This window comes from Streptomyces sp. NPDC002809, assembly GCF_040295435.1.
In the GTDB taxonomy this organism is placed as follows: Bacteria; Actinomycetota; Actinomycetes; order Streptomycetales; family Streptomycetaceae; genus Streptomyces.
Genome location: NZ_JBEOVJ010000003.1, coordinates 75,134 through 87,208, shown reverse-complemented (window position 1 = coordinate 87,208; position 12,075 = coordinate 75,134). Strand labels below are relative to the sequence as shown.

Here is a 12,075-nt window from a genome sequence, read left to right as displayed (position 1 = left end):
GAGCCCGTCCACCCCCTAGGGAAGTCGCCACCGTGTCGCTCACGATCGGAATCGTCGGTCTGCCGAATGTCGGCAAGTCGACCCTTTTCAACGCCCTGACCAAGAACGACGTGCTGGCGGCCAACTACCCGTTCGCCACGATCGAGCCGAACGTCGGCGTCGTCGGGGTCCCCGACCCGCGGCTGAACACGCTCGCGAAGATCTTCGGCTCCCAGAAGCTGCTCCCGGCGACGGTCGACTTCGTCGACATCGCGGGCATCGTGCGCGGTGCGAGCGAGGGCGAGGGCCTGGGCAACAAGTTCCTCGCGAACATCCGTGAGTCGGACGCGATCTGCCAGGTCATCCGCGCCTTCAAGGACGAGAACGTCGTCCACGTCGACGGCAAGGTCTCGCCCAAGGACGACATCGAGACGATCAACACCGAGCTGATCCTCGCCGACCTCCAGTCCGTCGAGAAGGCCGTCCCCCGCCTCACCAAGGAGGCCCGCCTCCAGAAGGAGAAGGTGGCGGTCCTGGCCGCGGTCGAGGAGGCCCAGAAGATCCTGGAAGCGGGCGACACCCTCTTCCACGCGGGCATCACCGCCGGCACCGAGAAGGGCCGCCTGCTCCACGAGCTGCACCTGCTGACCACCAAGCCCTTCCTCTACGTCTTCAACGTCGACGAGGACGAGCTGGTCGACGAGGACTTCAAGAACGAGCAGCGCGCCCTGGTCGCCCCGGCCGAGGCCATCTTCCTGAACGCCAAGATCGAGTCCGAGCTGATCGAGCTCGACGACGACGAGGCCCTGGAACTCCTCCAGTCGATGGGCCAGGAGGAGCCCGGCCTCGCCACCCTCGGCCGCGTCGGCTTCGACACCCTCGGTCTGCAGACCTACCTCACGGCAGGCCCGAAGGAGACCCGCGCCTGGACGATCAAGAAGGGCGCCACGGCCCCCGAGGCGGCCGGTGTGATCCACACCGACTTCCAGAAGGGCTTCATCAAGGCGGAGATCATCTCCTTCGACGACCTGGTCGAGACGGGCTCGGTCGCCGAGGCCCGCGCCAAGGGCAAGGCGCGCATGGAGGGCAAGGACTACGTCATGCAGGACGGGGACGTGGTGGAGTTCCGCTTCAACGTGTGAGCGCGTGAAGCAGCGCCGCGTCGGCTGTGTGGCGTACATGCAGGTCGGAAGGGGCCCGATTCCTTGGAGTCGGGCCCCTTCGCTTCTTCGTACGGGGATGGCCTGCCCGGCCGACGGCGGAGTGTCCCGCCTCGCGCAGGTCCGCCCCGTGGAGCACCGGAGGATGCCCGTCCCGTGGTGTCAGTCCTCGCGGCCGCTCATCCCGCAGCCGTGCTGCGCATGTTCTGCGCCGTCGGCTTCGGGCGCGCCGCCCATCATGCGGAGCATGCCCATGCCGCCGGTGCGGACGAACCGGATCAGGAGTGCGGCGGCCAGGGCCAGGAAGACGATGTTCAAGTAGGTCGTGTAGTTCCAGGTGATCCCCCCTCCCTCCCCGGGGATCCTGGCGTCGGCCCGGTCGGGTACGAGGCCGAGGCCGCCGAAGACGAGCTCGACGATGTATCCGGCGATGACCATGGCGACGTAGAAGGTGCCGAAGAGGAACAGGGCCGTCCTCGCCCCGTAGTACTTCCGGTAGATGTTGAGGATCGGCAGGATCAGCAGGTCGCCGAAGATGAACGCGATGACGCCTCCGAAGCTGATCCCGCTCTTCCACAGCACCAGGGCGAGCGGCACATTGCCGACGGAGCAGACGGACGAGACGCTCGCGACCAGCGGGCCGATGAGCGGGCCCCACAGTTTCGAGGCCAGCGGGTGATCCTCGAAGAAGAAGGCGCGCCAGAACGAGTCGGGGACCCAGGCGGCGACGGCGCCGGCGATGAGCAGCCCGATCACCAGGTCGCGCAGGATCGCCGCCCATTCCATGACGAAGACGTTGCTGGTGGCGGTGAAGCCCTCGCGGGACAGCAACCGCTGTGAGAAGGACCCCTTGCGCTGGACGGACATGTCCATCGCTGCGTGGCCCTCCATCGAACCGGCGAGTCCTCGGTCGGCCTGCTCGCGTGCCTGGCGAAGGAGCCGGTCGCGCAGGAACAGCCGGAACAGCACGGCCACGAAGACGATCATGAGGGGGCCGCCGACGAATTCCGCCGCGGTGAACTGCCAGCCCATCAACAGGGCGAGGATGACTCCCAGTTCGATGACCAGGTTGGTGGAGGCCAGTTCGAAGGCCATTGCCGCGGTGAAGTTCGCGCCCTTGCGGAACAGGGAGCGGGCCAGGGCGACCGCGGCGTACGAGCAGGAGGAGGAGGCCGCGCCGAGGCCGGCGGCGATGGCGAGAGTGCGGGGGCGGTCGTCGCCGAGCAGGGAGACGACCGTGGATTTTCGGACGACAGCCTGGACGACGGCGGACAGGGCGAAGCCCAGGATCAGGGCCCAGGCCATTTCCCAGGCCATGGAACCGGCGACCGTCAGTGCGTGCAGCACGGCGTGGATCATCCCTGAACCCTTCCAAGGCGGCAGCGTCGGAGGGCTCACCGACACGTGGCGCCGGAGCGGTGTCGTGGAGCGGGCGGGCGTGGGGGCGCCACATGGCTGAGCCCCCGTGGGCCCGATCGGGGCGCCGCCCGTGCCCGATCGTGCCGCCCGTGCCGCCCGTGCCCGCCCGTGCCCGCCCGTGCCGCCCGTGCCCGCCCGTGCCCGCCCGTGCCGCCCGTGCCCGCCCGTGCCCGCCCGTGCCGCCCGTGCCGGACGTGCCGCCCGTGCCGCCCGTGCCCGCCCGTGCCCGCCCGTGCCGCCCGTGCCGGACGTGCCGCCCGTGCCGCCCGTGCCCGCCCGTGCCGTCCGTGCCGTCCGTGCCGTCCGTGCCGTCCGTGCCGGACGTGCCGTCCGTGCCGGACGTGCCGTCCGTGCCGCCCGTGCCGGACGTGCCGGACGTGCCGTCCGTGCCGGACGTGCCGGACGTGCCGGACGTGCCGTCCGTGCCGCCCGTGCCGGACGTGCCGCCCGTGCCGGACGTGCCGCCCGTGCCGGACGTGCCGCCCGTGCCGGACGTGCCGCCCGTGCCGCCCGTGTGTCGCTCGCCGTAGCCCGTTCCCGGGGGGTGAAGATGGCGGCGCCGGCCGCCCCGGGGAGCGGTGCTCCGTGACGAGGCCGACTCCACCGGTTGCAGCGGCTCGGACGGGTGTGGACGGGTGCGGGGGGTCCGCCGGGACCGTGTGAACTCCGCCACTTCGGCCGGTGTGGCGGAGTTCACTTCGGCCAAGTGCGCCGTCCTGGACGGCGGCTTGTGCGGGCGGGAGGGCCGTGCCGTCGGCCGAGGTGCGGTGCCGGGCGTCGGTGGGTTCCGTCTCGGGGAGCGGGACGGGTGGCACGCGTAGCGCCTTGAGCTGGTGCGTCGTGGCTTGCGGAAGGGGCGCGAGGCCGGCCCGACCGGTGTCGGCCGGGGGCAGGTCGCCGGGTGGGCGCACTTCCCCGGCTCCGTCGAATGCCGCCTCGGCCGGGCCGCCTTCGGGCGGACTTCAAAGCCGGGCGAGGGATGAATGCGCGCTGCTAAGAGTATGCGGTTCGTTACGGTGCGAAATCGCCGATGCGGTGCCCGGAAGGAAGCAACTGTTGTTCGCAGTACGGTAAAGGGGGTTTATCCAGGTATATAGCCGCAGGCAAGCCGTCGACGCACCAGTTGGTGTTGCCATGCGGAGTCCGGACCGTTGTGTGACGAAGGCGGCAGCGCAGATGGAGAAGGCCCTGTGGGAAGGGCGGGATGGGCGTGCTCGGCCGTGGTTCCGGGGCGGTGGCCGCCCGTCTGGGCTTCGGGCTGGCGTACGTCGGTACGCTATGCTCCGATAACCGTCTCATCTGACGCCGGCAGGCTCCGTAGCCGTCGCGCATGCCTCGTAGAAGGCACGACGGTTCACGAACGGAAGGATGACGATGGCGCGTTGCTCGATAGCGGCGATTTCCTGGGAGCGTGTGCACCTCACGCTCGATGTGACGGTCTCGGACTTCACTGGAGATCCTAGTGCTCTCCGCTTCCTGATTGTTGACAACGAGCGCGAATTCCCGGTGAACGCTCGGCAGATCGACGCCGAACAGCATCGCCTGGAGATCAACGTCACCAACTTCGAGAACCGGCGTCAGGTGCCCAACGGCACATGGCGGATCGTCCCGGTGATCGGTGATGAGCGGCTGCCTGCCGCTGACTTCGACCTCACGGCCACGGACGAACTCGACGTCTGTTCCCGTACCTTCCTCTACGACCGCAACCGCTCCGTGTACGTCATCGCGTTCGGAATTTCGGATGACTTGGACAGTCCCGACTTCCTTATGCGTACGTACCAGTTGTTCCGCAGCGCGGGGCCGGGCAAGAAGCCGGCGAAGAAGAAGCCGCTCGGCAAGCGAATAGGGCTGAAGGTATTTCCGCGGGCACGACGCCGCAAGATCGCTCAGCGCTTCTACTGGACCGCGCGCCGCCTGAATCCGCCGCGTGGCAACCGGATCCTGTTCGCCTCCGAAATGCGCACCGGCCTCGGTGGCAACCTGGCCCGCGTCCACGACCGGATGATCGAGCGCGACCTCGACAAGAAGTACGAGTTCAGCCACTCGTTCCGAATACCGGCGACGGCGAACAAGTGGAGCACGCTCCGCCTCATCTATCGCCTGGCGACGTCGGACACCGTGCTGATGGACGACTACTTCGGTCTTCTCGGAAATCTGAGCATTTCGCCGGAGACGAAGATCATCCAGCTCTGGCACGCGGGAAGCGGCTTCAAGGCCGTCGGCTACAGCCGGTTCGGCAAGTACGGTTCGCCGAAGCTCTCCAACGCCCACCGCAAGTACACCTACGTCATCACCGGGTCCAAGCACCTGGTGCCGGTGTACGCCGAGGCGTTCGGCATCGAGGAGTCGGCCGTCGTGCCGACCGGTCTGCCGCGCATTGACACGTTCCTCAACGAGGAGCACTCCCAGAAGGTCAAGGACGACTTCTTCGACTCCTACCCGCAGCTCCGGGGCAAGAAGATCGTGCTGTTCGCGCCGACCTTCCGCGGGAAGAGCATCGGGGACGCGCACTACGACTACGACCGCATCGACTGGGAGAAGCTCTACGAGGTCTGCGGCGACAAGTACGTCGTGCTCTTCCGGATGCACCACTTCATCACGGAGGCCCCGCCGATCCCGGACGAGTACACGGACCGGCTGGTGAACTTCGCGTCGTTCCCCGACACCAACGACCTGCTGCATGTGACCGACGTGCTCGTCACGGACTACTCGTCGGTCATCTACGAGTACACGCTGCTCGACAAGCCGATCCTGTTCTTCGCGTACGACAAGGACACGTATTCGGTGATCCGCGGATTCCACCGGGACTACGACTCCGTCGCCCCCGGCACGATCTGCGTGACTTTCGACGACTTGCTCAAGGCCCTGCAGGACGAGGACTTCGACCTTTCGAAGGTCGAGGAGTTCCGCCGGGAGAACTTCGACTACGTCGACACCAACTCGGCGGACCGCGTGATCGACTGGCTGGTTGTCGGAGATCACGGTGGCAGGGAGACGGGTGGCCAGCATCGCTGGCTCGACCCCGTACCGGACGACACGACGGTGGCTGACCAGCCGCTCAGCGACCAGTCGGAGGAATAGACACAATGAACGTTGCTTTGCTTTTTGCCGGCGGTATCGGCTCGAGGATGAACTCCCGTGCCCTCCCGAAGCAGTTTCTGGAGGTCAACGGCAAGCCGATCATCATCCACACCCTCGAGCACTTCGAGTCGCACCCCGAGATAGACAGCATCGCCATCGCGATACTCGCCGAGTACCGCGAGTACATGGAGAAGCTGCTGAAGCGGTACGAGATCCAGAAGGTCAAGTGGATCATCGACGGCGGCGCGACCGGTCAGGAGTCGCGGCACAAGGCGCTCTCGACGGTCGCCGCGGAGTGCCCCGACGACACCGTCGTGCTGATCCACGACGGCGTGCGGCCGCTGATCGACGCGAAGCTGATCACCGCCAACATCGAGACGGTGCGTGAGCACGGCTCGGCCATCACCTGCACCAAGTTCAACGAGACCGTGGTGTCGAGTGAGCACGAGCACATCGACGACGTGATCCCGCGCGACCACATCTACGCCGCGCAGGCCCCGCAGAGCTTCCGGCTCGGCGAGATCCTCTCGCTGTACGACCGGGCGGTCGCGGAGGACGAGCACGACACCATCGACTCGTGCTCCCTCATGCACAAGTACGGTCGCAAGATCTACCGCGTGGTCGGCCCCCGCTCGAACATCAAGATCACGACGGCCGAGGACTTCTACCTCTGCCGGACGTTCTTCGAGATCCTTGAGAACCAGCAGATCGTGGGTACGTGATTCCATTGACCACCGTCTCCAGCCCGGTCGTGGCGCACGACCTCGACGAGATCCTTGACCGCGACCTGCCGTGGAGCGAGCTGTCCGGCCGCACCGTGCTGGTCACGGGTGCGAGCGGCATGCTGCCGTCGTACGTCGTCTACACCCTCCTCGCACTGAACGACCGGCACGGCGCGGGCATCACCGTGCACGGCCTGGTGCGGAACGAGGAGAAGGCCAGGCGGCTGCTCGCGGACGTGCTCGACCGCCCTGACTTCCACCTCGTGGTCCAGGACGTGTCGGCTCCGCTGGAGCTGCCCGGTCCCGTCGACTACGTGATCCACGGGGCGAGCGCCGCGCGGCCCGCCCTGCACGGCAGCCAGCCGGTCATGACGATCAAGGCGAACCTGCTGGGCACGTTCAACCTGCTCGACCTCTGTGTGGAGAAGGCCAGCCGCGGATTCCTGCTGATGTCGTCGGCGGAGGTCTACGGTGCCCAGGCCCCGGAGACCGAGCTCATCGACGAGCAGAGCTACGGCGGGTTCGACATCCTCAACCCGCGGGCCTGCTACGCCGAGGGGAAGCGCGCGGCGGAGACGATCTGCGCGACCTACCAGGCGCAGTACGGCATCGACAGCCACGTCGTCAGGTTCGGCCACGTCTACGGGCCGGGCATGGCGCTCGACGACGGGCGCGTGCAGGCCGACTTCGCGGCGAACGTGGTGGCCGGCAAGGACATCGTGCTCAACAGCGACGGTTCCGGCGTGCGGACCTACACCTACGTGGCCGACGCCATCGCGGGGCTGTTCTACACGCTGCTCCGTGGTGACCAGGTCGCCTACAACGTGGCGGACCCGGCCGGTCTGGTCTCGATCCGGCGGCTGGCGGAGCTCTTCACCGAGGTGCGTCCGGAGCGTGGGCAGCAGCTCCGCTTCACCAACGAGTCCGACGCGCGCTCGTACAGCCTGACCAAGAAGCAGGGCCTGGACAGCACGCGGCTTGCGGCACTCGGCTGGAACCCGGTGGTCGATCTGCCGACCGGTCTGAACCGCATGGTGACCCATCTGGAGTCGAGCGCCCCGGGCCTCTAGAGGATCCGCGCCGGTACGCCACCGACACGGATCTGCGGAAAGCGCCAGGACGCACATGCCTCGGGCCCGGACGGAAGTCCGGGCCCGAGGCATGTGGCGCAATGTCACTGAACTGCCGGAAGCGGGCACTTCAGGAAGATCGAATTTTCCTGGCCAGTCGCCGCACCGGAGCCGGAAGGAAACGGGTCAGCCGGCGCTGCTTCGCCTTCGGCAGCGGCCGTACCACCATCTTCTCCGAAACGCTGTCGTCGTCGGTGAGGTTCCAGTACTGCGTGGACTTCTCGCCCTTGCGCGGATACAGCTCGTTCGGGCGGCGCGGAACGACCTCGGGACGCTCCCAGGCGATGTTCCGCCGCACCACTCGCGCCGGTGATCCCACGGCGGTGCAGTTGTTGGGAATGGACTTCGTGACGACGCTGCGGAAGCCGATCACCGAGCCGTTGCCGATGGTGACGCCGCCCATCACGACCGCGTGCTTCGCGATCCAGACGTGCTCGCCCACGACGATCGACTGGGACGGGTTGACGCGCTTCTCTGTACGCACGTCGAAGATCGGGTGGGTGTCGTCGCCGCGCACCTCGATGTTCTTGGCGAACATCACATCGGCGCCGATCGACACCGACACGCCTTCGACGGCGGAGATGAAGGTGCGGCCCGCGCAGCCCACGTTCTCGCCGATCCGGATCCGGGACTCGTGCCCGCAGCGCAGTTCGAAGCGGAGACCTGCGCGCTTCTTCGTGGTCTGCTCGACGTCTATCTGACCGTTGTCTCCCGAGAAGGTGACGAGTAGGTCCTGGATATCCGCTTTGGGGCTGATGACGAGTTTGTTGTTCGACCCCTTGAATCGGATATCGATCTTCTCTGTACGGATCTCTCCGTCATAGACGATCTCGTTTCCCTGATCGTCCTTGTAACGCTCGAGTTTGCGCACTTGCAGCATTTTGATCTGAGGGATGCCCTCGACCGGTTCAGGGTCGGACCTGCCCCTCGTACCTCCATTCCGGCTTGGGATCTCGGGTTAAGTTATCAGATGACCCTGTTACTTAATCCTGGCGTGATCGGACCAAACGCGGCCGTGGCATCGGTCGTGACGGCACCTGTCGGATCGCGAGCCCCTGTGCCGAGCGGCTTACATTCTTCGTATTTCAGGGCATATCGATTCAAATGCTGTCGGCCGCGCAAGGATGCCCCCTGGGGCGGTCCCCGGGCCGTGGATATCAGGCCTGCAGGTCGACGACGACCTTCACGTCGTCGCTGCGCTTGTGCAGGGCGTCGGCGAAGCCGCTCAGCGGTACCCGGCGGGTGATGAGGCGGTCCAGCCAGGCCGGGTCGGCCGCGGCGAGGGCGGCGGCGGCCTGTTCGTAGTGGCGGCGGCCGGCGTTGACCGTTCCGAAGACGACGGTGTTCTCCAGCACCATGTCCCGGGCGGTCGCTTCCAGGTCCACGGTGACCTTCCGGCTGCCGGAGGAGATGCCGGTCAGGCAGATGACGGCACCGGCGCCGACGACCTCCGTCAGTCCGTAGACCAGCGAGCCGGCACCGGTGCATTCGATGACGAGGTCGGGTTCCAGGCCGATGTCCCGGACGTCACCGGTGTGGAAGGTCCCACCCAGGCCGGCGACGAGTTCCGGCTTGGGCCCGCTGTCGTTCAGGTCGAGTACGTGGACCTCCAGGCCGCGCTGGACGCCCAGCATGGCGGCGAACAGGCCGATCGGCCCGGCGCCGGTGACGAGCGCGACCTTCGGCTTCCAGGAGGAACGGGTCAGGATGCGTTCGGTCTGTTCCCATGCCTTGGCGAGCACGGAGACGGGTTCGAGCAGGACGCCCCGGTCACCGAGGGCGGGGTCGACCCTGACCACGTACTGCGGATCGCTGCGCCACCGCTGGGAGCCGAAGCCGTTCAGCTCCTTGATGCCGCGTTCGGTGTAGAGGCCGTTGTGGCAGAAGTCCCACTCGCCCACCGAACACGGCCCGCAGGGTACGGGGTCGGGGCGTCGCACGATTCCTGCGACCAGGTCTCCCGGTCGCAGGCCGCTGCCCTCGGGTGCCTCCAGCACCCTCCCCAGGGACTCGTGCCCGACGATCAGCCGCTCCTGACCGGGCGGGGCCGCACCGTAACCCTTGTCGACGATGTCGATGTCGGTGCCGCAGATGCCGAGGAGCAGCCCTTCGACGAGCAACGAACCCTGCTCCGGGCCGGGTTCGGGGACATCGAGGATCTCCACCCGGTCGGGCCTGCCGGGTACGACGGTGATGGCCTTCATGTCCACGACCTCCTGGCGTTCGCAGCGTCCCGTGAGTGCTGAGTGTTCAGTGACCGGACGGGGGCAGCCGCATGGGGTAGCCCATTGGAATGACCGCCGGGAGGGGCGTGGTGCCGGCGGTGCGGAGGGGGCTGCCGGCGCGGGCGGCCCCCTCCTGCAAGACCGGCGGAGCACCTCGTCGCCCCGGGGAGGAACGGCCCTGGTCCGATCGGATCGCCAGGCGGGCAGTGCGCTCCGGGGTGTGATTCTCTTCGTCGGAGAATGGCTCGCAGGTCCGGACGCCGACACATGACAGGGATGCGAAATGGTCCAGGCGTATTCCAGGGAACCGGGGACGGGCGGGCCACTGTCGGACATTCGCCCGGAGGGCGTACGGAAGATTCGCCTGTGGGCGTTCTGCATCGCGCTCGGCGGATTCCTTTTCGGATACGACACCGGTGTCGTATCCGGGGCGCTGCTCTACATCAAGAGCGACTTCGATCTCAGTTCCTTCGAACAGAGCAGTGTCGTCAGCGTGCTGCTCATCGGCGCCATGATCGGGGCGGTGAGCGCCGGGCGGATGGCGGACCGGCTGGGCCGCAGGAAAACACTGGCGGCCGAGGGGCTGGTCTTCATCGGCGGGACGGCGATTCTGGTGTTCGCCCCCGGCTACGGTGCGCTCCTGATCGGCCGCGTCGTCCTCGGCGTGGCGGTCGGGGCGGCCTCGGCGACCGTACCGGTCTATCTCTCGGAGGTGTCCCCGACCGAGTTGCGCGGGCGGTTCCTCACGCTCAATCAGCTCATGATCACGACCGGCATCCTGATCGCGTACCTCGTCAACCTTGCCTTCTCCGACGGCGGTCAGTGGCGGGCGATGTTCGCCGTGGGCGCGGTCCCGGCGCTGCTGATGGTCGCGGGAACGGTGTGGCTGCTGCCCGAATCGCCGCAGTGGCTGGTGCTCAGGGGCCAGGTGGACAAGGCCCGCGCGGTCGTCGAATCGGTCAGCGGCGAAGCGCGGGCGACGCACGTCGTCGAACAGGCCATGCGGCGGCGGGAGGACGAGAAGCGGGGCGGGCAGAAGACGGACTGGCGGGTCCTGCTGGCGCCCCGAGTCCGGCCGGCACTGATCGTGGGCCTCACCCTGGCGGCCGCGCAGCAGTTCGGCGGAATCAACACGATCATCTACTACGCGCCGACGCTCATTCAGAAGACCGGGCTTTCGGCATCGAATTCAATCTTCTATTCGGTGGCGATCGGGGCCATCAACCTGATCATGACGGTGGTGGCCATCAGGCTGGTCGACCGAATGGGTCGACGCCCCCTGCTGCTCATTTCCCTGACGGGGATGCTGGCCATGCTCGTTCTGCTGGGATTCTCCTACGTGGTGGACCTGGGACCCGTTCTGTCGCTGCTTTTCATGGTGATCTACATCGCCTCCTTCGCCGTGGGCCTCGGTCCGGTGTTCTGGGTGCTCATCGGTGAGCTCTTCCCGCCCTCGGCCCGCGCCGCCGGTTCGGCCGCGTCCACGGCGGTGAACTGGGCGTCGAACTTCGTGGTCAGCCTCGCATTCCTGCCGCTCGCCGATGTGATCGGGCAGGGCGAGACGTTCTGGATCTTCGCCGCGGTCGTCGCGTTCACCCTGTGGTTCGTCGGCCGCTATGTGCCCGAGACCCGCGACCGCGAGTTCGACGAGGTGGACACCGCTCTGCAGGGCCGTTTCGGGCGGAGTCCGCAGGCCGGTCCGGCTCCGGGCTGACGCCGGCCGGCCCGTGCTCGGCCGCTCCGGGCTGACGCCGGCCCGTGCGCGGTCGCTCCGCGCTCAGCGCCCCTCCGCGCTCAGCCGCTCCGCGGCGGTTCCACCCGCTCCAGCCATGCTGTCAGCAGCGGCTCCAGTGCTGCCGCCTCGTCCGCGGTCAGGGTGTCGAGGAGGCGGCGCTCGTTGCGCATGTGCTCGGTGAAGGCCCGGTCCATCAGGTCGAGTCCGGCGGGGGTGAGGGCGACCACGCGGGCGCGGCCGTCGCCTGCTGCCCGGCGGCGGGTGACCAGGCCGGAGCGTTCCAGGCGGTCGATGCGCTTCGTCATCGCGCCGGTGGTGACCATGGTGTGCGTGGCCAGTTCGCCCGGGGCCCGTTCGAACGGTTCTCCGGCCCGGCGCAGCGCGGCCAGGACATCGAACTCGCCCTCGCTCAGACCGAATCGGCGGTACACCACGCAGAGCTCCTCAGTGAGCAGCCCGGCCAGCCGGTGCAGGCGGCCGATCACGCCCTGGGGGCGCACATCGAGATCCGGGCGCTCGCGGGCCCACTCGGCCTGGATGCGGGCCACGTGGTCCAGGGGCCGTGGGGCGGCGGAACCCGGCAGGCCTTCGTTCGGCGCTTCGCTCATTTCCTCATCATAGCTT

General features: G+C 67.7%; 10 protein-coding genes. 6 read left to right on the top strand and 4 right to left on the bottom strand.

The genetic code is table 11. From position 1 onward, the window contains the following. Positions 1-32 precede the first annotated feature (32 nt). Positions 33-1,121 carry a redox-regulated ATPase YchF gene (gene ychF, locus ABT025_RS02835; RefSeq protein WP_350989090.1) on the top strand — a complete coding sequence of 363 codons (1,089 nt, stop codon included), beginning with the start codon at positions 33-35 and terminating at the stop codon, positions 1,119-1,121. A 180-nt stretch (positions 1,122-1,301) separates the two neighbouring features. Here ychF and ABT025_RS02830 read toward each other — a convergent pair whose 3' ends face one another. Next, positions 1,302-2,495, bottom strand: coding sequence for a permease (locus ABT025_RS02830; RefSeq protein WP_350989423.1), 1,194 nt, complete (start codon positions 2,493-2,495; stop codon positions 1,302-1,304). A gap of 359 nt (positions 2,496-2,854) precedes the next feature. On the opposite strand from ABT025_RS02830, the gene ABT025_RS02825 reads away from it, so the two are divergent. The 4 genes from ABT025_RS02825 to ABT025_RS02810 all read left to right on the top strand — a co-directional run bounded on the left by ABT025_RS02825 (position 2,855) and on the right by ABT025_RS02810 (position 7,431). Continuing rightward, on the top strand, positions 2,855-3,088 hold the full coding sequence (locus ABT025_RS02825; RefSeq protein ID WP_350989088.1) for a hypothetical protein: 234 nt from the start codon (positions 2,855-2,857) through the stop codon (positions 3,086-3,088). 838 nt (positions 3,089-3,926) lie between these two features. Beyond that, the gene (locus ABT025_RS02820) at positions 3,927-5,639 is read left to right on the top strand and encodes a CDP-glycerol glycerophosphotransferase family protein (RefSeq protein ID WP_350989086.1); all 1,713 of its coding nucleotides are present in this window, start codon (positions 3,927-3,929) and stop codon (positions 5,637-5,639) included. Between the two features lie 5 nt (positions 5,640-5,644). After that, entirely contained in the window at positions 5,645-6,361 is a 717-nt protein-coding gene (locus tag ABT025_RS02815; RefSeq protein WP_350989084.1) for an IspD/TarI family cytidylyltransferase, read from the top strand. Next, complete coding sequence (locus ABT025_RS02810) at positions 6,358-7,431, top strand: NAD-dependent epimerase/dehydratase family protein (protein WP_350989082.1); 1,074 nt, start codon at positions 6,358-6,360, stop codon at positions 7,429-7,431. The genes ABT025_RS02815 and ABT025_RS02810 overlap by 4 nt, the downstream gene beginning before the upstream one ends. 130 nt (positions 7,432-7,561) lie before the next feature. On the opposite strand, the gene ABT025_RS02805 is transcribed toward ABT025_RS02810, so the two are convergent. Both ABT025_RS02805 and ABT025_RS02800 read right to left on the bottom strand, forming a co-directional pair. Further along, a complete protein-coding gene (locus ABT025_RS02805; protein WP_350989080.1) occupies positions 7,562-8,371 on the bottom strand; it encodes an acyltransferase in 810 nt (269 codons plus the stop codon). 277 nt (positions 8,372-8,648) lie between these two features. Then, positions 8,649-9,695, bottom strand: a complete 1,047-nt coding sequence (locus ABT025_RS02800) for a glucose 1-dehydrogenase (protein ID WP_350989078.1) — start codon at positions 9,693-9,695, stop codon at positions 8,649-8,651. Positions 9,696-9,999: 304 nt separating this feature from the next. On the opposite strand from ABT025_RS02800, the gene ABT025_RS02795 reads away from it, so the two are divergent. Then, entirely contained in the window at positions 10,000-11,430 is a 1,431-nt protein-coding gene (locus tag ABT025_RS02795; protein WP_350989076.1) for a sugar porter family MFS transporter, read from the top strand. Between the two features lie 80 nt (positions 11,431-11,510). Here the strand turns inward: ABT025_RS02795 and ABT025_RS02790 are convergent, their stop codons facing one another. Further along, a complete protein-coding gene (locus ABT025_RS02790) occupies positions 11,511-12,059 on the bottom strand; it encodes a MarR family winged helix-turn-helix transcriptional regulator (protein ID WP_350989074.1) in 549 nt (182 codons plus the stop codon). Between the last annotated feature and the right edge of the window lie 16 nt (positions 12,060-12,075).

Coding starts and splice junctions, on each gene's coding strand:
- ABT025_RS02805 (WP_350989080.1), bottom strand. CDS start 8,371: ATGCTGCAAGTGCGCAAACTCGAGCGTTACAAGGACGATCAGGGAAAC.
- ABT025_RS02795 (WP_350989076.1), top strand. CDS start 10,000: ATGGTCCAGGCGTATTCCAGGGAACCGGGGACGGGCGGGCCACTGTCG.
- ABT025_RS02790 (WP_350989074.1), bottom strand. CDS start 12,059: ATGAGCGAAGCGCCGAACGAAGGCCTGCCGGGTTCCGCCGCCCCACGG.
- ABT025_RS02820 (WP_350989086.1), top strand. CDS start 3,927: ATGACGATGGCGCGTTGCTCGATAGCGGCGATTTCCTGGGAGCGTGTG.
- ABT025_RS02815 (WP_350989084.1), top strand. CDS start 5,645: ATGAACGTTGCTTTGCTTTTTGCCGGCGGTATCGGCTCGAGGATGAAC.
- ABT025_RS02800 (WP_350989078.1), bottom strand. CDS start 9,695: ATGAAGGCCATCACCGTCGTACCCGGCAGGCCCGACCGGGTGGAGATC.